18 protein-coding genes and 1 tRNA gene are annotated in these 19,177 nt (G+C 64.2%); 8 read left to right on the forward strand and 11 right to left on the reverse strand.

The window, feature by feature from the left end:
- Positions 1-93: 93 nt before the first annotated feature.
- From H1S04_RS01030 to cysS, 9 genes are all read right to left on the reverse strand, one after another.
- A complete protein-coding gene (locus H1S04_RS01030) occupies positions 94-420 on the reverse strand; it encodes a hypothetical protein (RefSeq protein WP_181743707.1) in 327 nt (108 codons plus the stop codon).
- 86 nt (positions 421-506) lie between these two features.
- Positions 507-983 carry a transcription antitermination factor NusB gene (gene nusB / locus H1S04_RS01035; protein WP_181743708.1) on the reverse strand — a complete coding sequence of 159 codons (477 nt, stop codon included), beginning with the start codon at positions 981-983 and terminating at the stop codon, positions 507-509.
- The gene (locus H1S04_RS01040) at positions 980-1,531 is read right to left on the reverse strand and encodes a 6,7-dimethyl-8-ribityllumazine synthase (protein WP_181743709.1); all 552 of its coding nucleotides are present in this window, start codon (positions 1,529-1,531) and stop codon (positions 980-982) included. Before H1S04_RS01040 ends, nusB begins: the two co-directional genes overlap by 4 nt.
- A gap of 3 nt (positions 1,532-1,534) precedes the next feature.
- A complete protein-coding gene (gene ribB, locus H1S04_RS01045) occupies positions 1,535-2,647 on the reverse strand; it encodes a 3,4-dihydroxy-2-butanone-4-phosphate synthase (protein ID WP_181743710.1) in 1,113 nt (370 codons plus the stop codon).
- A gap of 165 nt (positions 2,648-2,812) precedes the next feature.
- The gene (locus tag H1S04_RS01050; protein ID WP_181745357.1) at positions 2,813-3,328 is read right to left on the reverse strand and encodes a chemotaxis protein CheD; all 516 of its coding nucleotides are present in this window, start codon (positions 3,326-3,328) and stop codon (positions 2,813-2,815) included.
- On the reverse strand, positions 3,328-4,374 hold the full coding sequence (gene cheB, locus H1S04_RS01055; RefSeq protein WP_220185062.1) for a chemotaxis-specific protein-glutamate methyltransferase CheB: 1,047 nt from the start codon (positions 4,372-4,374) through the stop codon (positions 3,328-3,330). Before cheB ends, H1S04_RS01050 begins: the two co-directional genes overlap by 1 nt.
- Before the next feature lie 118 nt (positions 4,375-4,492).
- The gene (locus tag H1S04_RS01060; RefSeq protein WP_181743712.1) at positions 4,493-5,239 is read right to left on the reverse strand and encodes a squalene/phytoene synthase family protein; all 747 of its coding nucleotides are present in this window, start codon (positions 5,237-5,239) and stop codon (positions 4,493-4,495) included.
- The gene (gene cimA, locus H1S04_RS01065; protein ID WP_181743713.1) at positions 5,236-6,849 is read right to left on the reverse strand and encodes a citramalate synthase; all 1,614 of its coding nucleotides are present in this window, start codon (positions 6,847-6,849) and stop codon (positions 5,236-5,238) included. The genes H1S04_RS01060 and cimA overlap by 4 nt, the downstream gene beginning before the upstream one ends.
- Complete coding sequence (gene cysS, locus H1S04_RS01070) at positions 6,846-8,210, reverse strand: cysteine--tRNA ligase (RefSeq protein WP_181743714.1); 1,365 nt, start codon at positions 8,208-8,210, stop codon at positions 6,846-6,848. Before cysS ends, cimA begins: the two co-directional genes overlap by 4 nt.
- A gap of 211 nt (positions 8,211-8,421) precedes the next feature.
- On the opposite strand from cysS, the gene glpX reads away from it, so the two are divergent.
- The 5 genes from glpX (at position 8,422) to H1S04_RS01095 (ending at position 13,579) form a co-directional block, all read left to right on the forward strand.
- Entirely contained in the window at positions 8,422-9,387 is a 966-nt protein-coding gene (gene glpX / locus H1S04_RS01075; RefSeq protein WP_181743715.1) for a class II fructose-bisphosphatase, read from the forward strand.
- A gap of 173 nt (positions 9,388-9,560) precedes the next feature.
- A complete protein-coding gene (gene recJ, locus H1S04_RS01080) occupies positions 9,561-11,300 on the forward strand; it encodes a single-stranded-DNA-specific exonuclease RecJ (protein ID WP_181743716.1) in 1,740 nt (579 codons plus the stop codon).
- A gap of 105 nt (positions 11,301-11,405) precedes the next feature.
- Positions 11,406-11,480: transfer RNA gene (locus tag H1S04_RS01085), tRNA-Glu, on the forward strand.
- Between the two features lie 721 nt (positions 11,481-12,201).
- Positions 12,202-12,531: a helix-turn-helix domain-containing protein gene (locus tag H1S04_RS01090; protein WP_181743717.1), complete on the forward strand. Its 330-nt coding sequence runs from the start codon at positions 12,202-12,204 to the stop codon at positions 12,529-12,531.
- Positions 12,515-13,579, forward strand: a complete 1,065-nt coding sequence (locus tag H1S04_RS01095) for a reverse transcriptase family protein (RefSeq protein ID WP_181743718.1) — start codon at positions 12,515-12,517, stop codon at positions 13,577-13,579. Before H1S04_RS01090 ends, H1S04_RS01095 begins: the two co-directional genes overlap by 17 nt.
- A 363-nt stretch (positions 13,580-13,942) precedes the next feature.
- Here H1S04_RS01095 and H1S04_RS01100 read toward each other — a convergent pair whose 3' ends face one another.
- Together H1S04_RS01100 and H1S04_RS01105 are read right to left on the reverse strand one after the other, a co-directional pair.
- Positions 13,943-14,680, reverse strand: coding sequence for a DUF1868 domain-containing protein (locus H1S04_RS01100; protein ID WP_181743719.1), 738 nt, complete (start codon positions 14,678-14,680; stop codon positions 13,943-13,945).
- Positions 14,680-15,831 (reverse strand): ROK family transcriptional regulator, encoded by a 1,152-nt coding sequence (locus H1S04_RS01105; RefSeq protein ID WP_181743720.1) that lies wholly within the window; start codon positions 15,829-15,831, stop codon positions 14,680-14,682. The genes H1S04_RS01100 and H1S04_RS01105 overlap by 1 nt, the downstream gene beginning before the upstream one ends.
- A gap of 178 nt (positions 15,832-16,009) precedes the next feature.
- Here H1S04_RS01105 and H1S04_RS01110 point away from each other — a divergent pair, with 178 nt between their 5' ends.
- The 3 genes from H1S04_RS01110 to H1S04_RS01120 are packed head-to-tail and all read left to right on the forward strand — an operon-like array spanning position 16,010 to position 19,175.
- Positions 16,010-17,314, forward strand: a complete 1,305-nt coding sequence (locus H1S04_RS01110) for an extracellular solute-binding protein (RefSeq protein ID WP_181743721.1) — start codon at positions 16,010-16,012, stop codon at positions 17,312-17,314.
- Between the two features lie 60 nt (positions 17,315-17,374).
- On the forward strand, positions 17,375-18,256 hold the full coding sequence (locus tag H1S04_RS01115) for a carbohydrate ABC transporter permease (RefSeq protein ID WP_181743722.1): 882 nt from the start codon (positions 17,375-17,377) through the stop codon (positions 18,254-18,256).
- A complete protein-coding gene (locus tag H1S04_RS01120; protein WP_220185063.1) occupies positions 18,246-19,175 on the forward strand; it encodes a carbohydrate ABC transporter permease in 930 nt (309 codons plus the stop codon). Before H1S04_RS01115 ends, H1S04_RS01120 begins: the two co-directional genes overlap by 11 nt.
- The last annotated feature ends 2 nt before the right edge of the window (positions 19,176-19,177 follow it).

Genomic DNA, 19,177 nt, shown 5'->3' on the forward strand with positions numbered 1-19,177 from the left:
ACAGGGTCAAATTGTGATGCGGTCGTTGCATCAATGTCACACCATTCCGCGGAATTATTCCCGCCCGAAATGCTGCTGCGAAGTGGGAAGCAGCTAGGGCGCCCGATCCGCCGCCCCGTGGCGGGTTGTCGCAGGCATGCGCAGCCGTGCCGGCTGGCGCCATACCCGAATCCGGCGACCGGGGCCGGGCGTTTCGGGATCCTCGGCCATGCGCATGACGGCGATGGCGAACTGGACGCCGGCAAACAGGACGGTGTGGAACGCGATCAGCATCGCCACGGCGACCCAACCGCCGCTGACCGAGGTCACCAGATGGCGCAGATTGGCCACGTTCAGGCCGATCAGCGCGCCCGTGAAGATCACCGCCAGCAGGAAGCCGATGGCGATATTGACGATGTACAGGCGAACGAGCTTGGGCATACGCGGTCTCCGATGCCGATCCATCAAATCTAGCCATCGGAGGCGCATTTGGAAAGTGGTTTGACGGGGCCTAGTGGCCCTGCCGGTCAGCGCATCGCGTCGGGTGCGGCCTCGCGGGCCATGTGGTCCAGCACCGCGTTGACGAATTTCGTCTCGGCGCCCTCGGTGAAGAAGGCATTGGCGACGCCGACATACTGGCTGATGACGACACGCGGCGGCGCCTTGCCGGCCACCAGTTCGGCACCGGCGGCGCGGAAGACCGCGCGCAGAACGGGGTCGATGCGGTCGATGGGCCAGCGGGCGACAAGGGCGCGGTCGGTCATCTGGTCGACCCGCGCCTGCCACATCACGGCATCATTCAGGATGCGCGCAAACAGCGCCTCGTCCGCTTCGGGCGAGGCATCGCCTTCGGTCTCGACGCCGATGCGCCAATCTTCGAATTCACGTTGCACGCGTTCGACGGATTGGCCCGAGGCCTCCATCTGGAACAACGCCTGCACGGCGTAAAGGCGCGCCGCGGTGCTGCGCTGGCGGCGTTCATCCTGTCGGTCTTGGCTGCTCATGCGCCGGTCGGTCCTTCCAGTCGTCCCGCCAGCCGGATCGGATCGCGGTCCTCGGTGTCGAGCGCGGGCTGCGGGCGGGTGGCGGCGTATTTGCGCGACAATGCGAACAGATGCAAGGCCGCTGCGGCCGCGCCGCCGCCCTTGTTCTGCCCGGCCGGATCGGCGCGCACGATGGCCTGCGCCTCGTTCTCGACGGTCAGGATGCCGTTGCCGATGGCCAGCCCTTCAAGACCCAGCAGCATCAGCCCGCGGGAACTGTCGTTGCAGACGGTCTCATAATGCGTCGTCTCGCCCCGGATCACGCAGCCAAGCGCCACGAAGCCATCATAGTCGCCGCCCTCGGCAGCCATTCCGATGGCGGTGGGAATTTCCAGCGCGCCCGGCACCTCGATCTGATCGACCACCGCGCCGGCCTGTTCGGCCACGGCGCGCGCGCCCGCGATCAGCCCGTCGGCGATCTCGCGGTAATAGGGCGAGACGACGATCAGCAGCCGCGGCGCCACGTCGAAACGCGGCAGGGGCAATTCGTAATGCGACACTCCGGCCATGGGTTACTCCTTCGCGATGGGACGGGTTTCGGCGATGGACAGCCCGTAGGCATCCAGACCCACGACCTTCAGCGGGGCCGAGTTGGTCAGCAGGATCAGTTCGTGCAGGCCGAGCGTCGACAGGATCTGCGCGCCCAGGCCATATTGCCGCAGCGTATGCGGGCTGGCCTCGCCCTCGACGGGAATGGTCTTGTTGAGGTCGCGGATCAGCACCACGACGCCGCGGCCTTCTTCGGCGATCATGCGCATGGCGGCGGGCAGGTCCCCCGCGCGATCGATGCCGAGCAGGTCATGCAGCGGATCGAGCGCGTGCATCCGCACCATCACCGGTCCCGGCGCGCAGAGATCGCCCTTCGACAGCACGATATGCTCCGCGCCATGGGTCTCATCGGCGAAGACCCGCATCATCCAGTCGCCGCCATGGACCGAGTGAACGGCGCGCTGCGCGCGTTCGGCGATCAGGTTGTCATGGCGCCGGCGATAGGCGATCAGGTCGCTGATGGTGCCGATCTTCAGCCCGTGCTTCTGGGCGAAGGCCACCAGATCGGGCAGCCGCGCCATGGTGCCGTCTTCGTTCATGATCTCGCAGATCACGCCCGAGGGGTTCAGCCCGGCCAGACGCGAGACGTCGACCGCGGCTTCGGTATGGCCGGCACGGACCAGCACGCCCCCATCGCGCGCGCGCAGGGGGAAGACATGGCCCGGTGTGGCGATGTCGGCCGCCCCCTTGGTCGGATCGATGGCGACCGAGATGGTGCGAGCGCGGTCATGGGCGGAAATGCCGGTGGTCACGCCTTCGCGCGCCTCGATCGACATGGTGAAGGCGGTTTCGTGGCGGCTGGAGTTCTTCGGCGACATCAGGCTGAGCCCGAGCGCGTCGATCCGCTGCCCCGGCAGCGCCAGGCAGATCAGACCGCGGCCATAGGTGGCCATGAAATTGATCGCGTCGGGGGTCGCCATCTGGGCCGGAATGACCAGGTCGCCTTCATTTTCGCGATCCTCGTGGTCGACCAGAACGAACATCCGGCCGTTGCGGGCGTCCTCGATGATTTCCTCGATGCCGGAAATCGCATCGGACCAGTCCCGTTCGACGGGTCCGGGCTTGTCGTATCGCATGTGCTGCACCTTCCTGGTCCGTCCCGATTCGGGACGCACAAGTTTATGACGGGCCGGGCAAGTCCCTGCAATGGCTGCAGGACCGTCGCCGCGTTCGCCCAACGCGAACGCGGTGTTTCGCGCCGGTTGCCCGGCCTCCCCGTCACGACATTGCGGACGCGGCGATCAGAACAGTTCGGCACTTCCTCCGGGCCATTCGCCCGGACGCTCGACAATGGTGTCGCCGATGAGCTCCTCCTCGACGCGGCAGGTCGCGGGCCAGAGTGTGACCCGCCGCGCCGAGTTGCCCCCTGTCGAGCATCTTTCGATGCGGATGCCTTCGCGGGCGAGGAAATCGCGGGCAAATTCCGCGTTCTTCTCGCCGATATTGCCGAGGCCCGCAATCATCCGCGCGCCGCCGAATATATGCGCGCGCAGACGGCGGCGATGACCGCCCGCCTGGATCACGCCGTTGATCAGCAGCTCCATTGCGTTGACGCCGTAGCTGGCCGAATTGGTGCCGCCGGTCTTGCCGGTGGGCAGCAGGAAGTGGTTCATGCCGCCGACGTGAAACAGCGGGTCGATCAGGCAGACCGAGACGCAGGACCCCAGCACGGTGGTCAGGCAGGTGTCGCCGCTCTCGCGCATGACGCGGAACTGGCCCTGGATGACGTGGATGCGTTCGCCCGCCGGCCGCGGCATCATGGCGTCCGGCTGCCGCGCAGGCCGCGTTCGGTGGCCGCGAGCAGTTCGGCGGCCATGCCGTTCAGCGGCACCAGCTTCTCAGCCCCGCCATTGCACCAGGCCATGCGCGGCATGCCCCAGACGACCGAACTGGCCTCGTCCTGGGCGAGGCAGGTCGCACCGGCGCGGCGCAGGTTCAGCATCCCTAACGCCCCGTCGGCCCCCATCCCGGTCAGGATCGCCGCGACGATCCGCTCGGCCATGCCGAGCGCCGAGTCGAACAGCACGTCGACAGAGGGCCGGTGACTGCTGACCTTTTCCGAGGCGATCAGCGCCGCGCGCGGTCGCAACCCCGGCATCATCGCCAGATGGTGATCACCGCCGGGGGCCAACTGGATCGTGCCCTGAACGATGGGCGCGTTGTTTTCGGCGAGGACGACATGCGGTGCGTAGCGCATGTTCATCCGCTGCGCGAAGCTGGCGAGGAAACTGGCTGGCATATGCTGGGTGATCAGCATCGGCGGGCAATTCGCGGGCATCCCGGAAATGATGGTTTCCAGCGCGTCGACCCCGCCGGTCGACGAACCGATCAGCACGATCTTGTTGTTCCAACGGAAGGGCCGCGCGGGCATCGCGATCGGTCCGGCTGGCGCCGGGCCGCGCTTGCGGAGATTCGCGCTCGAGGCCCCGACCACGAGCGTGGGAAGATCGGCGAAGGCGTTTGCCGCCTCGCCCATGCGGGGCTTGCCCACGCATTCGACCGCGCCCCGGCACAGCGCCTCGATCGCGGCGGCGCTGCCCTTCTGCGTTTCCGAGGACACCATGACCACCGGAAGCGGCCGCAGCCGCATCAATTCGCGCAGAAAATCCAGCCCCGACTGGCCGGGCATTTCGACATCCAGCGTCAGCACGTCGGGCGACAGGCTGGAGATGGCGGCCCGCGCCTCGGCGGCGTCCGAGGCTTCGCCAACAACCTCGATACGGAGGTCGCTGCGCAGGCGCATCGTGATCAGGCGGCGCATGGTGGCGGAATCGTCGACGACCAGCACACGAATCGGCTTCATCAAAAGACCGTCCCTGCGCGGCCAGCCGTGCCTGACATCATTTGCCACTCCCTTCCGGTCATGCCGCAAGATAGGCAGAGAGGCGTGAATATAGGTTTAACGCAGCCCCAAGACGGTCCTAGCCCTGCCAACGCCCCAGCAAGGAGAGCGCCAGATAGGATAGATTGCGGGAAAATCCGGGAATTTCGATGATCTCCCCCCGGGCTGCCGCCGCGAGTTTCCGGCGCGCGCCCGCGCCCGCATAAAGCGCCGGCGCGGCCCGCCGGGGCACGGAACCTGCCGCCGCCCGAGCCGAATCGAGCGCGGCGATCCCCGTTTGCGCGATCGCCGCGAGCCCGTCCGGCGAATCGCTGAACAGGCCCAGATTCAACGCCCTCAACTGCGGATAAGCGCCCAGCCAGCTTGCCAGCCCCGCACCGCGTGCCTGATCACGCACCAGTTCGGTCGCGGAAAATCCGCAGGCAGCAGCCGCCAGTCGCATGACGGTGCCGGTGCAACCGTCAATATGGGTGATCACCTCGGACGGGGTCTCGAAAGGCTCGCGTAACGCGTCGCGCACGCGCGCCTCGACCAGATCGGCCAAAGGGGCAATCTCTGCCCCCCAGGCGGCCGCCAGCGGTGTCAGCACCTCATGCGTGGCCGGATGCCGACCGGCGGCGATGGCGGCGATCTGATCGGTCCACCATTGCAGGCGCATCTGGGAAATCAGCGGTTCGGCAGACGCCAGCGCCGCGCGGGCGATCTCCAGATTGGCCGCGTAAAGCGTCGCCAGCCGTGGCCGGTCGCGCGGCTCTGCCGCCATGACACTGGCGAAGCGGTCGGGATCGGCCTCGCGCAGCAGTTCGGCGCAATGTTCGGGGGTCACGCTGTCGCCCCGTCGCGGATCAGCTTCCAGACGATGGCGTCGTGCAGGGCTTCGAAACTGGCATCCACGATGTTCGCGGACACGCCGACCGTGGACCAGCGGTTGCCCTGCCCGTCCTCGCTGTCGATGGTGACGCGGGTCACGGCTTCGGTGCCGCCCTGGGTGATGCGGACGCGGAAATCGACCAGCCACATATCGTCGATGCTGGCCTGATAGGCGCCCAGATCCTTGCCGAGCGCGCGCCACAATGCGTTGACCGGGCCGCGGTCGTCGCTGTCCGTCTCGCCATGGGATTCGCTGACCGACATGACCCGTTGGCCGTGGAGGCGGACCGTCACCACCGCTTCCGAGACCGAAATCTGCTCGCCCCGCGCGTTGCGGCGGCGTTCGACGATGACCCGGTAGCGTTCGACATCGAAGAAGCGCGGCAACTGGCCCAGATGGCGGCGCGCCAGCAGTTCAAAGCTGGCCTGCGCGACATCGTAAGCATAGCCCTGATCCTCGCGCGCTTTCACATCGCTGAGGATCGCGGCCAGATCGGCGTTTTCGGCGATCTCCAGCCCGGCCTCCTGCAGACGCGCACGCAGGTTCGACTGCCCGGCCTGATTGGACATCGGGATGACGCGGGCATTGCCGACCGTGTCCGGCGCGACATGTTCATAGGTCGCCGGGTTCTTGACGATGGCGCTGGCATGAAGCCCCGCCTTGTGGGCGAAGGCCGAGGCGCCGACATAGGGCGCATTCGGCGCCGGCGCGCGGTTCAGGATCTCATCCAGCCGGCGCGAGGTTTTCAGCAGCGTTTTCAACGCATCCGGGCGGATCTGCGGGACCAGAGGCGCGAATTCCGGCTTCAGCGCCAGCGTCGCGATCAGCGTGGTCAGGTTGGCATTGCCGCAGCGCTCTCCCAGCCCGTTCAGCGTCCCTTGTACCTGCCGCGCCCCGGCCCGGATCGCGGCGAGGCTGCCGGCGACGGCATTGCCGGTATCGTCATGGGTGTGGATGCCCAGTCGCGCTCCGGGGATGCCGGCGGCGATCACCTCGGTGGTGATCGCTTCGATTTCATGGGGCAGCGTGCCGCCATTGGTGTCGCAAAGCACGATCCAGCGCGCGCCGGCATCGCGCGCCGCGATCAGGCAGGCGAGCGCATAATCGCGGTTGGCCTTCCAGCCGTCGAAGAAATGTTCGGCATCGAAGATCGCCTCGCGGTCCTGCGCGACCAGATGTGCGAGGGAAGCCGCGATATTCTCGCGGTTTTCGTCCAGCGTGATGCCGAGCGCCGCGTGGACATGAAAATCATGGGTCTTGCCGACCAGACAGACCGCGCCCGTCCCGGCATTCAGCACCGCCGCCAGCACATCGTCATTCGCGGCCGAGCGCCCTGCCCGCTTGGTCATCCCGAAGGCCGCCAGCCGCGCCCGCGTCTTCGGCGCAGACGCGAAGAAATCACTGTCGGTGGGGTTCGCACCGGGCCAGCCGCCCTCGATATAATCAACCCCCAACGCGTCGAGCATCCGCGCGATCTCAACCTTCTCGGCGGCCGAGAACTGCACGCCCTGCGTCTGCTGGCCGTCGCGCAGCGTGGTGTCGTAAAGGTAGAGGCGGTCGGTCACGACATTGCCTCCACCGCCACCGCATCGAACCCCGGACCCGGGATCAGCTCGACACCTGCGGCGGACATGCGAACCTCGATCCCGGCAGCCAGCAATTGCTGCTTCATCGCATCCACGGCCGAGAAATCCTTGCTGGCCTTGGCCGCCTCGCGCAGCGCCGCAAACCGCACGGCAAGCGGCGTCAGGTCGGGCCCTTCGGCCAGCCATCCCCCCATCCCATCGCCCAACAGCCCGATCATCTGCGCCGAGGCCTTCAGCCCCGCCGCATCGCCGGCCCGCGCCAAATCATGCAATGCGGCAATCGCCCCCGCCGTGTTCAGATCGTCCGCCAGCGCCGCGATCACCGCAGGCGACGGCGTGTCGGCTTCGACCCCGTCCGTCAGCGCGCGCCATTTGCGCAATGTCGCCTCGGCCTCGGCGGCTTTCTCGGCCGTCCAGTCCATCGGCTTGCGGTAATGGGTCATCAGCAGGACGAAGCGGATCACCTCGCCCGGAATGCCCTGATCCAGCAGGTCGCGCACGGTGAAGAAATTGCCCAGGGACTTGGACATCTTCTTCCCCTCGACCTGCACCATCTCGTTATGCAGCCAGGTGTTCGCCATGACCCTGGTGCCATGGGCGCAACGGCTTTGGGCGATCTCGTTCTCATGATGCGGGAATTGGAGGTCGATCCCGCCGGCATGGATGTCGAACACGTCGCCCAACAGTTCCGCCGACATGGCCGAGCATTCGATATGCCAGCCCGGACGGCCCCGGCCCCATGGCGAGTTCCAGCCCGGCAGATCCCCTTCCGAGGGTTTCCACAGCACGAAATCCATCGGATCGCGCTTATAGGGCGCGACCTCGACCCGTGCGCCCGCGATCATGTCGTCCAGCGAACGCCCCGAAAGCTGGCCGTAATCGGGGAATTTGCGGACCTCGAACAGGACATGCCCGTCTGCCTCGTATGCGAAACCCTTTTCGATCAACTCCTCGATCATGGCGATCATCTGGGCGATGTAATCGGTGGCGCGCGGCTCATGCGTGGGCCGCAGCGCGCCGAGCGCATCCATGTCGTCGTGATACCAGCCGATGGTTTCCTCGGTGATGTCGCGGATCGGGCGGCCGGTCTCGGCGGCGCGGGCGTTGATCTTGTCGTCCACGTCGGTGAAGTTCCGCACGTAAGTCACGGCATCTTCGCCATAAACCTGCCGCAGCAACCGGAACAGCACGTCAAAGACCACGACAGGGCGCGCATTGCCCAGATGGGCGCGGTCATAGACGGTCGGCCCGCAGGCATAGACCCGCAGGTCCGCCGCGTCGATCGGCGCGAAGGGCTCTTTCTTCCGGGTGCGCGAATTGGTCAGCCTGATTTCGACCATGGGTCCCCCTTGCGGGGATCCGGCAGCACGCACCTCGCCCCGCATGAATGCGTCAGCGAATAATGCAGATGATGGTGCGGCCTGCGAACATGGCGCAGACTTAGCCCATCGGCGCGGCGCTGCCAAGCGCGAACCGTTAGCGCCGTCAGGCTTGCCGCCATCATCCGCCACGCCTATGCAGGCCGCAACACCCATTTCAAAGGATATGCCCATGTCGTCCAAGACGGATTTCAACGACCGCATGCTCTCGCTGGGCCTTGCCCGCGTGTCCGAAGCCGCCGCCCATGCCTCGGCCACGCTGATCGGGCGCGGCGACGAAAAGGCCGCCGATCAGGCCGCCGTCAATGCCATGCGCGACCAGCTGAACAAGCTGGACATCAAGGGCGTCGTGGTGATCGGCGAGGGCGAGCGCGACGAGGCCCCGATGCTGTTCATCGGCGAGGAAGTTGGCACCGGCAACGGTCCCGAGGTCGATATCGCGCTCGACCCGCTGGAAGGGACGACGCTGACCGCCAAGGACATGCCCAACGCCCTGACCGTGATCGCCATGGCCCCGCGCGGCACGCTGCTGCACGCGCCCGATGTCTACATGGACAAGCTGGCCATCGGGCCGGGCTATGAAAAGGATGTCGTCAGCCTCGACATGACCCCGACCGAGCGCGTCGAGGCGCTGGCGAAAGCCGGGGGCGTGAAGCCTTCCGACATCACCGTCTGCATCCTCGAACGTCCCCGCCACGAAGACCTGATCGCCGAGGTCCGCGCCACCGGCGCCGCGATCCGGCTGATCACCGATGGCGATGTGGCCGGCGTCATGCATTGCGCCGAACCCGAACTGACCGGCATCGACATGTATATGGGCGCCGGCGGCGCGCCCGAGGGGGTGCTGGCAGCCTCGGCGCTGAAATGCATGGGCGGCCAGATGTGGGGCCGGCTTCTGTTCCGCAACGAGGATGAAAAAGCCCGCGCCCGCAAGGCCGGGATCACCGATTTCGACCGCATCTATTCGCGCGACGACATGGTGACGGCGGATGTGATCTTCTCGGCGACCGGGGTGACCAACGGCTCGATCGTGCGCGGCGTGAAGCGCGAGCCGAAGTTTCTGGAAACCGAGACCATCCTGATGCGGTCGAAAACCGGCTCGGTCCGGCGGATGATCTATCGCAACCCGATCCGCTGAGGGGCCCCGCGCCCCTCTGGCCTGCGGCCATTCACCCCTGGGGATATTTCAACCAGCGTGAAAGCCTTTCACTCTGGCGCAAATATCCTCGGGGGAGTCCGCAGGGCCGGGGCGGACAGCCCTCCGCCGTCCCGCCCTTGCGACTGCGCCGCACATGGCGCATCAAGCGAGGCATGAGCGCATTCCTGAACGTTGAAAATTCTCTGACCGGCCGTCGCTGGGTCGGCCCCGAAGATCAGCTTTCCCGTCAGGCCGAAGCCTTGGCACAAGCCGCCGATCTGCCGCTGCCGGTGGCGCGGATCCTTGCCGAGCGCGGCATCTCCCCGCCCGAGGCCGCCGGATTCCTGTCGCCGACGCTGCGCGAAATGCTGCCCGACCCGCTCAGTCTGCGCGACATGGCGCTTGCCGCAGACCGGCTGGTTCGCGCCGCAACCGGCGGCGAACGGATCGCCATTTTCGCCGATTATGATGTGGATGGAGGTGCTTCGGCGGCGCTTCTGCTGGATTGGCTGCGCCGCCAGGGACGCGACGCGACGCTGTATATCCCCGACCGCATCGACGAGGGTTACGGACCGAACGCCCCCGCCATGGCGGCGCTGGCAAGCGACCATGACCTGATTGTCTGCGTCGATTGCGGCACCCTGTCCCATGATGCACTGGCCGCGGCCGAAGACGCAGATGTGATCGTGCTGGATCACCATCTGGGCGGCGAGACCCTGCCGCCGGCGCTTGCCGTGGTAAATCCGAACCGGATGGATGAGGAAGGCAGCCTCGGCCATCTCTGTGCGGCCGGCGTTGTTTTTCTGACCTTGGTGCAGGCAGGCCGGGTCCTGCGCGCGCAGGGGTTGAGCGAGCCTCCGCTGCTGCCGCTGCTTGATCTGGTGGCGCTTGCGACTGTTGCTGATGTCGCGCCGTTGACCGGCGTGAACCGCGCTTTCGTGCGTCAGGGTCTGGCCATCATGGCGCGGCGCGAGCGTCCCGGTCTGGTCGCCCTGTCCGACGTGGCGCGGCTGGACAGCCCGCCCACCAGCTTTCACCTGGGTTTCATGATCGGCCCGCGCGTCAATGCCGGCGGCCGGATCGGACGCGCCGATCTGGGCGCGCGCTGCCTGTCGGCCACCGACCCCGTTCAGGCGCGCAACATGGCCGAACAGCTGGACCAACTGAATCGTGACCGCCGCGCCATCGAGGCTGCCGTGCGCGAGGAGGCCCTGGCGCAGGTCGAGGCGCGCGGCGATGCCGTGCTGTCCTGGGCTGCGGGCGAGGGCTGGCATCCGGGCGTCGTGGGCATTGTCGCGGCGCGGGTGAAGGAACGCAGCGGCCTGCCCTCGGTGGTCATCGGGATCGAGGACGGCGTCGGCAAGGGCTCGGCCCGGTCTGTGCCGGGCGTCGATCTCGGCCGCGCGGTGCAGCGACTGGCGATGGAGGGGCTGATTGAAAAGGGCGGCGGTCACCGCATGGCTGCCGGGCTGACCGTGGCCGAGACGGGAATCGCCGCCGCCATGACGCGTCTGGCACAGATTCTCGCGCCGGAGCTGGCCGGACGCAGCGGCCTGGGCGATCTGCGGATCTCCGGTCTGATGGAGCCCACAGCGGCCACGCCGGACCTGATGGCGCTGATCGAATCGGCAGGTCCGTTCGGGCAGGCCGCCCCTGCCCCGCGCTTCGCCTTTGCCGACCTGATTCTGGAAAGCGCCGCCACCATGGGCGACAATCACCTGCGCGCCGCCTTCAGGGTCGCCGGGCAAAAGCCGTTGGAGGCCGTTGCCTGGGGGGCGATGGACAGCACGCTCGGGCCGGCCCTGATCGGCGCGCGGGGACGGCGTTTTCATGTCGCCGGCAAGCTGGAATTGTTCCACTGGGGTGGTCGCGCCCGCGTGCGCCTGCGTCTGGACGATGTTGCCGAGGCGTAAGGAAAAATTTTTTAAACGACGTTGATTTTTCGTCTTGCAGCCCTCTCGCGGCTGACCTAAACACCGCCTCACGCAGACAGCGAAAGCTGAAAAGCGCCAAAGGATGGCCCGTTCGTCTATCGGTTAGGACGTCAGGTTTTCAACCTGAAAAGAGGGGTTCGACTCCCCTACGGGCTGCCAACCTTCCCGTGAGATACGCCACAACAGATTTTCCGGTTCGGAAAATCGTTAGAAATCAATCTTCATGTTTCTCATGCGTCCATCTTCATGTTTCTCATGCGTCCAGATGAAGCCGTATCCATCCACGGCGATACCATACCGATCCATGGTATCGAGATTACCGTCGATACCATACTGCTACACGCGCATGATGCTCTCCAGTCACCTCTCTGTGGCGGTGGGCATCAACACCGGCGCATTCGTTCTGCAGAAGCCAGCCTATAAACCTAATCCACTACATTATCGCTATTAGCGATAACTTACTTGCGCTGAAGCCGAATCGTCGTTACTATGGCGCTTGTGATGAACCTTGCATATGCAGAACCCGACAAAGGCTGGGGCCGGAGGCCCTGTGAAGGCTTAGCGCCTTCGACTCGTTCCTGCGTCTCTGGCTGGACCGTGGCAGCGCGCCGCGCCCGCCCGGGGCCGGGCGCGGCATGTAAGGGGTCAAACGTCGCTGATCGCATTCCTCGTTCCTACGGGGGCCAACGCTCTTGTTGGCCGGAACTGAGGAGCAGTAACCATGCAAGAGAAGAAAGTTCATTGCCAGCGGCGGCATCGCAAACAACCGTCTCGGCGGCGATATCTCTGGATCATCGTCGTCACCATCTTTCGGGTCTTGGACCTGTTGATGTCGTGGTGGGAGTGAACGATGACCCCTTTATAGCCCTCAGGAAGCACGATGGCTGAGAAGAAAATTCCCACAATCAACGAGGCGCTTGCGCTGGCCCGCATGTATTGGGGCTATTCGCAGACAGAAATGGCAAATGCACTGGGTATGTCTCAGGCCATGGTTTCTGAAATTGAGCGTGGCACCAAGTCCGTAACGCTCGAAACGCTTGACCGTTATGCGAACGCGCTTGACGTGAAGAAATCCCAACTGATGTTTTTTGCAGAGGAGATTGACGGGAAGGGTCCAGTCAGGAAAGGTCGGTTGATAATTGCAGACGCGGCTTTGCGCATTCTGCGAAAGCTCAAACCCACAGAGAAGATGGATGCAGAAGCGCGCTGACAAGCGGAACGGTGAGAGGTATCCGCTAAATCGGTCGCCGCTCGCACAGAATCCGTCTCAAAGCGACTTGGCAATGCTCGTCAGAGAGACAAAAGCCGATTTAAACACCCTGGCAACGCCTGAATTTAAAGAACAGTTCTTGGTTCGGCGGACCATCGAAACCAACGGCAAGACTCGCAATCTGGTTTATCCCGAGGGAAGACTTCGAGCCGTTCATGAGCGACTGAAATTTCATCTCTCTAAGATCGTTCAGCCGAGTTACCTGATGAGTCCTCGAAAGAGGCGCTCCCAGCGAGATAATGCGGTAGCGCACCTAGAGGCGACGCAATATCTGACGCTTGATCTCAAACAATTCTACCCTTCTACCACTCGGCAAATGATCCGAAACTCGCTCGTAGCACAGTTTGGAATGCAGGCTGATGTCGCTGGGCTGATAGCACACCTTGCTACTGCAGACGACCGTGCCTGTTTCGGCTCTCCGCTGACGCCTGTCCTTGCGTCAATCGTCCACCGTCCAATGTTCGATCTGATAGCGGGGCGCTGCAACGTTGACGGTCTAAGCTACACGGTCTGGGTGGATGATCTGACGATCTCTGGACCGCAGATTACAGGTCAGTTCCGTTCGGACGTGCGAGGCATAATTGCCCAAAATGGTCTGCGATCGCATAAGCTGCGGAGCCAGACTGGAAATCATCCGGTCTTCATTACGGGCATTGGCATCGTCGGGGCGAACCTGATCGTTCCCAAGCGGATCGAACTACGCTCAAAGGAATTGTGGGCCGAATTTAAGGCGTCGCAGACGTTCGAAGAACTGGATTCAAGTGCGACACGACTCCTTTCTCATCTTGGCGGCGTCAAGGCCGTCGTCGGCCCATCTACAATTCGAGGACAGAAGCTCTCTAGCGAAATGAATTCCGTCCGTCAAAAGCGTGAGAAGGCGCGCCGGTTCCACCAAGCATTCGTTGCCGAGCAACGGACTCGATCATCGCAGGCTTGCTGTATCCAAAACGGCGATGGCGTGGGCGAGCAGGCTGAGATTTCCTTCTGAAAACGCTGGTAATCTGCTGATAGTTTCATGGTATCCTGCATGGTATACCGCTAAAAAATCCATTTAAGATCAAAGCGATATGAAACTCCTACGGGCTGCCACTTTGGATTTTATCTCCCTGATTACCGTAAGTTGCTTGAGCTATTTGTCCAGCCCTTCAGAAGGTGGAACCCATTCGCGCCGGTTTTTGATCCGTGACCCCTTTCCGCTTTCTGCTTTTGGGGCAGCACAGATCGTAAGGCTGCGGCAGCAACACTGCCTGCGCCGCCAGCATCATCCCGCGGGGCAAGGTGACTGGGACATCTGGACGCCGCAACGGTGCTCAACATTGATCAGGTGACGATTGCGAGGCGTGTGCCGATGTCATGCGGCAACCTCATGCAGCGCCGCGAGCGTCCTGTATTCCAGCATCGTCTCGAACGAACAGAGTTCGGGCGCCGGAAAGCGGACCGTCATGGCGTTGGGGGTGAGCCGCGTGGCTGCCAGCGCAAGAACGTCGCCCAATACCTCCTGATCCGCCAGCGTCAGCCATTCCAGCAGATAGGCGATGCCGAGGTGAAAATCGAACCTGTCGTGATTTGCACGCCGCACCTGAAAATGCGTGGCCAGGTCGTCGCGCAGTCCGCGCATCCGCAGCTCGTCGCTGGCCGCCGACGGGATCAGGTGAAAGCTCAGGGCGGCACTGTCGATCACCAGATCGCCGAGCCGCATATCGAAATGCATGGCACCGCGATCCCGGAAATCCGCAAGTCTGCGGCGGATGTGATCGTCACAGTCGTCCATCGCCGTATTGGTCGCGAGATCGGTAGGCCATTCCCCCGGCGAACGCATCGCGTCATTGGCGATGCCCAGGATGGTCATGTGCAGGCTTGGTGCCGGCAGCAGGGCAAGCTTGCCCGCAACCGGGCTGTCGCGCAGGTCGTCGAGAAAGCCCGCGACCCATTCGTAAAGCGGATGCCTGGCCGGCAGCCGGCACAGGATCGTATTGCCGCGATAGGTCAAGGCGTGGCCATTTGGCGCGAATTTCGTGCCGACGCCGACCGGAGCGCCCTGTTTTTGCGGCGGCGTCCGATCCGACAGGGTGGGTGGGGGGCTGGGCATCAGTAGAAACCTTCCTTCAGGGGGACGATCGCCGCGCCTCGGGACGACGCGTTTCCGCCAAGCTGCGAGATGATGAATTTCGGACGCGGGGCGGCGACGCCGTAACGGGCCTCGCTGAAGATGCGCACGCCGTCGATCAGCATCTGTGCGAGGCCGGGCGGGATCTGGCCGCCATAGGCGACCGCCTGCGGGTTGATGATTGCGATAATGGCGTTGACCATCCGTATATGGGCGGGCTGGACCTTTTCGACCCATTCCCGCAATCCGGGCCAGTTCGGGTCGAATCGGTCGCGCAGATAGGTGACCGACGGAATATCAACACCGTAACCCGCAAGATGCTCGATCAGCAGCTGCAGCGCCGGGCGCAGCGGGCGGTCTGCCTCGTCGAACATGCCGCCGAATTCGCCGGCATTTCCAAATCCGCCGGTCAGCAGTTCGCCATCATGGATCAGGCCGCCGCCGAAGCCGTAATTGAACGACAGATAGGCGAAGGTGCGAACATGATTGCCGATGCCCATCATGTTTTCCGCCAGTGCCGCCGTATTACCGCCATTATGGACCCAGACGGGCTTGCCGAAGCGCGCCGACATGAGGGGGCCAAGCTCGATCAGCGACCAGTCATGCAGGGGCAGCGCCGCATTCATCTGGGTGCCGCTGACATGATAACCGGCAATGCCGAGCCCGATGCCGCAAAGCCTTTCGGGATCAAGGCCCAGTTCGCACTGCATCGCGTCGAGGATGGATCGGATCAGGGTCAGCGACTCCTCCATGCCGCGATCACGCGGGACGGTGCGCTCGGCCAGGATCGTGCCCGCCTGATCCATCACGCAGATATCGATCACATTGACATTGACCGAGATGCCCGCTGAATACGCATGCGCCCCGTTCAGCCGCAGCGTCGGGCTGGGCTTGCCGCGCCCCGTTCCCGGAACCGGCGGTCCCACCACAATCAGCCCGCGTGCCGAGAGCGTCTCGACCAACCGGTGAATCGATTGCTGGGCGAGGTCGAAATGACTCGCCAGATCGACCCGCGAAATGCCCGGCCTGTGCCAGATCTGACGCAGGACGCGACGCTCGCTATCCGTGACGGTCGCGGCGTGATCCGGCTTCTGCCCTGTTGACAGGTAAGGATCGCGATTTCTTCTCTGCATCCTGTTTATAACTCACAACATTAATTAAACTAACAGTATCGCCCATAATCCTCCGCGTCTACGCGAAATATGGCGATGCAATGCGCAAGCCTGTCATGATTTTGTTACTCATCATGGATAATTAAGCGGCAACTTTAGCGAATCCTCGTCCTGATGGGCGATCGAAGGGGAGAATGTGATGAAGCTGAACAGCTTGCCGGTCGCCGCGACCTTCCTGCTGGCATCCTTGGGACCGACGGCGGCGGCCGAGTTCCAGTTCTGGTATGGCAATACCGGCGCGGCCGAAACCGCGATCCAGAACGCCTGCGCGGCCTTCAACGACAGCCAGACAGAACACAAGATCACCTGCGTCGGGCAGGGCTCCTATGACACCGCCATGCAAAAGGCGATCGCGGCGGTCCGGGCGAAACAGCATCCGGTGCTGATTCAGTTCTTTGACGCGGGCACGTTGGACCTGATGCTGTCGGGCGCGGTCGAGCCGGTGGCGCAGGCGCTGCCGGACGTGGACTGGAGCAACTACGTCACCGGCGCGAAATCCTATTACGAGACGTCCAAGGGCCAGCTTTATTCGCAGCCCTATAACGCCTCGACGGTAGTGTTCTACGGCAACAAGGAAGTGATGGCGAAGGGCGGGATCGACGCGCCGCCCCAGACCTATGAGGCGCTGGTCGAGGCGCTGCGCAAGCTGAAGACCGCCGGCGTCGAGTGCCCCTATGTGACCGACGGCCATCCCTGGCGGGTGCTGGAGCAGGTGGCGGCCCGCCACGGCGCGCCCATTGCCAGCCGCAGCAACGGCTATGACGGGCTCGACGCGGAATATCAGATCAATCAGGGTCTGCCGGCGCAGCATCTGACCAACCTCGCCGCCTGGCACGACGAGGGGCTGGTGAAACTGGACCCGGAAACCCGCGCGGGCACGTTCAGCGATGCCTTCAACGCCGGCGAATGCGCCTTCATGGAGGCGTCGACCGCGAATTACAGCGCCGCCTACAAGGCGCTTGGGGACAAGGTTCTGGTCGGAATGGCCCCGGTTTACGAGGGCACCGAGCGCAAGAACACCTTTGTCGGTGGTGGCTCGCTGTGGATCATGAAGGGCCACGATCCGGAAGCCGTCGCGGCGGCCGGCGAATTCCTGAATTTCGTCCGCCAGCCGGAACAGCAGATCAACCTGATCCGCGAGGCGGCATTCGTCCCGGTCACCAATGACGTCATGACGGTGATGCGGGACCAGAACCTGCTGACCGACCCCGCCTTTGGCTCGATCGAGGCCGGGATGGAATCGCTGAACCAGCCCGGCAATGAAAACAGCCGCGGCATCCGGCTGGGCTTCTATGTCCAGTTCCGCGACATCTTCAAAGAGGAAACCCAGCGCGCCTTCAGTGGCGAGCAGACCATGCAGGCGGCGCTGGACAACGCCAAGACGCGGGGCGACGAGCTGCTGCGCCGGTTCCAGCAGACCTATAGCGGCGTCGAACTACCGTGATGCATCCGAAGGGCCGCCCCCATCACCGGGCGGCCCTTTCACCCATGTAAGAGGCCGGTCATGCCCCCTTCCTTCGCCGGGCGCTGGACGCCGTTCTGGCTGTCGCTGCCGATGCTGCTGATCGTGGCATTGTTCTTTTATATCCCGGTCTACCTGTCCTTCTGGTGGTCCTTTACGCTGGAGCGTCCCTTCGGCGGTGGTTCCGAATTCGTGGGGTTCCAGAACTATGCCCGGGTGCTGAGCGATCCGATCTTCTGGGATGCGGCATGGCGGACGCTGGTCTTCATGGTCTTCGGCTCGACGCTGGCGATCATCGTGCCCTTGATTCTTGCGCTGGCCGCCGACCGGATGGTGCCGCTGTCGCATACGGCGCGGAACGTGCTGATCTGGCCGAAGGGGATCGCGGGTGCGTCGATCGGGGTGGTCTTCGCCTTCATCTTCAACCCCTTCGTCGGCATCATGGCGCCGCTGAACGGGCTTTTCCCCGGCCTGTGGAACCCGGGAAGCGACGGAACCGACGCTTTCATCATGCTGCTGATCGCCCATGTCTGGAACGGCATCCCGTTCAACTTTGTCATCCTTCTGGCGGGCTTGCAGGCAGTGCCGCGCAGCCTGACGCAGGCGGCGGCGATCGACGGCGCAAGCCCATGGCGGCGGATCCGCGATGTGCAACTGCCGATGATCGCGCCGCAGCTGTTCCTGACCTTCGTGCTGGAATTCACCGAATCCGTCGTCTCGGCCTTCGCGCTGATCGATACCATGACCCAAGGCGGCCCCGGCGGCGCCACGCGGCTGCTGGTTTACAAGATCTATCAGGACGGCTTCAAAGGCTATGACCTGTCGGGGGCGGCCACCCAATCGGCGATCCTGATGGTGTTCGTGCTGTGCCTCGCCGCCTTCCAGTTCCTGTATCTTGAAAAGAAGGTGCGCTATGAGCGGTGACATCGTCGAGGACACCCGCGGCATCGACCGCACCGCCAGCATCGTGCTGGCGCTGGGGCTTCTGTTCATCCTCGGGCCGCTGGTCTTCACCCTGATCACCGCCAGCCAAAGCTATGACAGCTTTGTCCGCTCGGGCATCTCGCCGGTGCCGGGCACGCATCTGATCGAGAACATCCGGCGCCTGTTCACCACCACCGCGATCCCGGCGCAGGTGGTGAACAGCTTCATCGTGGCGCTGATGGTGGCGGCCTTCAAATGCGCGCTCGCCTTCGTCACCGCCTTCGGGCTGGTGTTCTTTCGCGTCCACTATGCGGGGATCGTCTTTGCGGTGCTGATGGGCACAGTGCTGCTGCCGCTGGATCTGCGGGTCGTGACCACCTATCAGGTCGTCTCGAACGTCGCGATGCCGGTGAATGGCCTTTTGAACGCGACGGGCATCAACGCGATGATCGCGGCCTTCTTCGGCGCGCCCGTTGATCTGCAACTGAACCTGCTGGACAGCTATCCCGGCATCGTGCTGCCGGCGCTGGCGACCGGAACCGGCGTTTTCATGATGCGGCAGTTCTTCCGCACCCTGCCGGGTGATCTGGTCAAGGCTGCGCAGATGGACGGGGCGGGCTGGTTCCGCTTCATGATCGACATCGCCCTGCCGCTGGCGCGGACCAACCTGACGGCGCTGTTCATCCTGATGTTTCTGGGCGGCTGGACCATGTATCTGTGGCCGCTGCTCGCCTCCTCGACGCCGGCGATGCAGACGGCGGTCGTCGGCCTTGCGCGGCTCTCGCCGCAGGGCGACGGTCAGGTGCCCGACTATCCCCTGATCATGGCCGGGGCCGTGGTCGTGTCCATCCTGCCGCTTCTGATGATCGCCTTTCTGCAGCGCTTCATCGTGCGCGGCCTGACCCTGACGGAGAAATGACG

Origin of the sequence: Paracoccus sp. S1E-3 (genome assembly GCF_013868135.1) — a bacterium.
GTDB lineage: Bacteria > Pseudomonadota > Alphaproteobacteria > Rhodobacterales > Rhodobacteraceae > Paracoccus.

What these genes read in the sequence shown, in the direction of transcription:
- H1S04_RS01030 (WP_181743707.1), bottom strand. Translation starts at nt 420, where the DNA reads ATGCCCAAGCTCGTTCGCCTGTACATCGTCAATATCGCCATCGGCTTC.
- nusB (WP_181743708.1), bottom strand. Translation starts at nt 983, where the DNA reads ATGAGCAGCCAAGACCGACAGGATGAACGCCGCCAGCGCAGCACCGCG.
- H1S04_RS01040 (WP_181743709.1), bottom strand. Translation starts at nt 1,531, where the DNA reads ATGGCCGGAGTGTCGCATTACGAATTGCCCCTGCCGCGTTTCGACGTG.
- ribB (WP_181743710.1), bottom strand. Translation starts at nt 2,647, where the DNA reads ATGCGATACGACAAGCCCGGACCCGTCGAACGGGACTGGTCCGATGCG.
- H1S04_RS01050 (WP_181745357.1), bottom strand. Translation starts at nt 3,328, where the DNA reads ATGCCGCGGCCGGCGGGCGAACGCATCCACGTCATCCAGGGCCAGTTC.
- cheB (WP_220185062.1), bottom strand. Translation starts at nt 4,374, where the DNA reads ATGAAGCCGATTCGTGTGCTGGTCGTCGACGATTCCGCCACCATGCGC.
- cysS (WP_181743714.1), bottom strand. Translation starts at nt 8,210, where the DNA reads ATGGTCGAAATCAGGCTGACCAATTCGCGCACCCGGAAGAAAGAGCCC.
- glpX (WP_181743715.1), top strand. Translation starts at nt 8,422, where the DNA reads ATGTCGTCCAAGACGGATTTCAACGACCGCATGCTCTCGCTGGGCCTT.
- recJ (WP_181743716.1), top strand. Translation starts at nt 9,561, where the DNA reads ATGAGCGCATTCCTGAACGTTGAAAATTCTCTGACCGGCCGTCGCTGG.
- H1S04_RS01090 (WP_181743717.1), top strand. Translation starts at nt 12,202, where the DNA reads ATGGCTGAGAAGAAAATTCCCACAATCAACGAGGCGCTTGCGCTGGCC.
- H1S04_RS01095 (WP_181743718.1), top strand. Translation starts at nt 12,515, where the DNA reads ATGCAGAAGCGCGCTGACAAGCGGAACGGTGAGAGGTATCCGCTAAAT.
- H1S04_RS01100 (WP_181743719.1), bottom strand. Translation starts at nt 14,680, where the DNA reads ATGCCCAGCCCCCCACCCACCCTGTCGGATCGGACGCCGCCGCAAAAA.
- H1S04_RS01105 (WP_181743720.1), bottom strand. Translation starts at nt 15,831, where the DNA reads ATGCAGAGAAGAAATCGCGATCCTTACCTGTCAACAGGGCAGAAGCCG.
- H1S04_RS01110 (WP_181743721.1), top strand. Translation starts at nt 16,010, where the DNA reads ATGAAGCTGAACAGCTTGCCGGTCGCCGCGACCTTCCTGCTGGCATCC.
- H1S04_RS01115 (WP_181743722.1), top strand. Translation starts at nt 17,375, where the DNA reads ATGCCCCCTTCCTTCGCCGGGCGCTGGACGCCGTTCTGGCTGTCGCTG.
- H1S04_RS01120 (WP_220185063.1), top strand. Translation starts at nt 18,246, where the DNA reads ATGAGCGGTGACATCGTCGAGGACACCCGCGGCATCGACCGCACCGCC.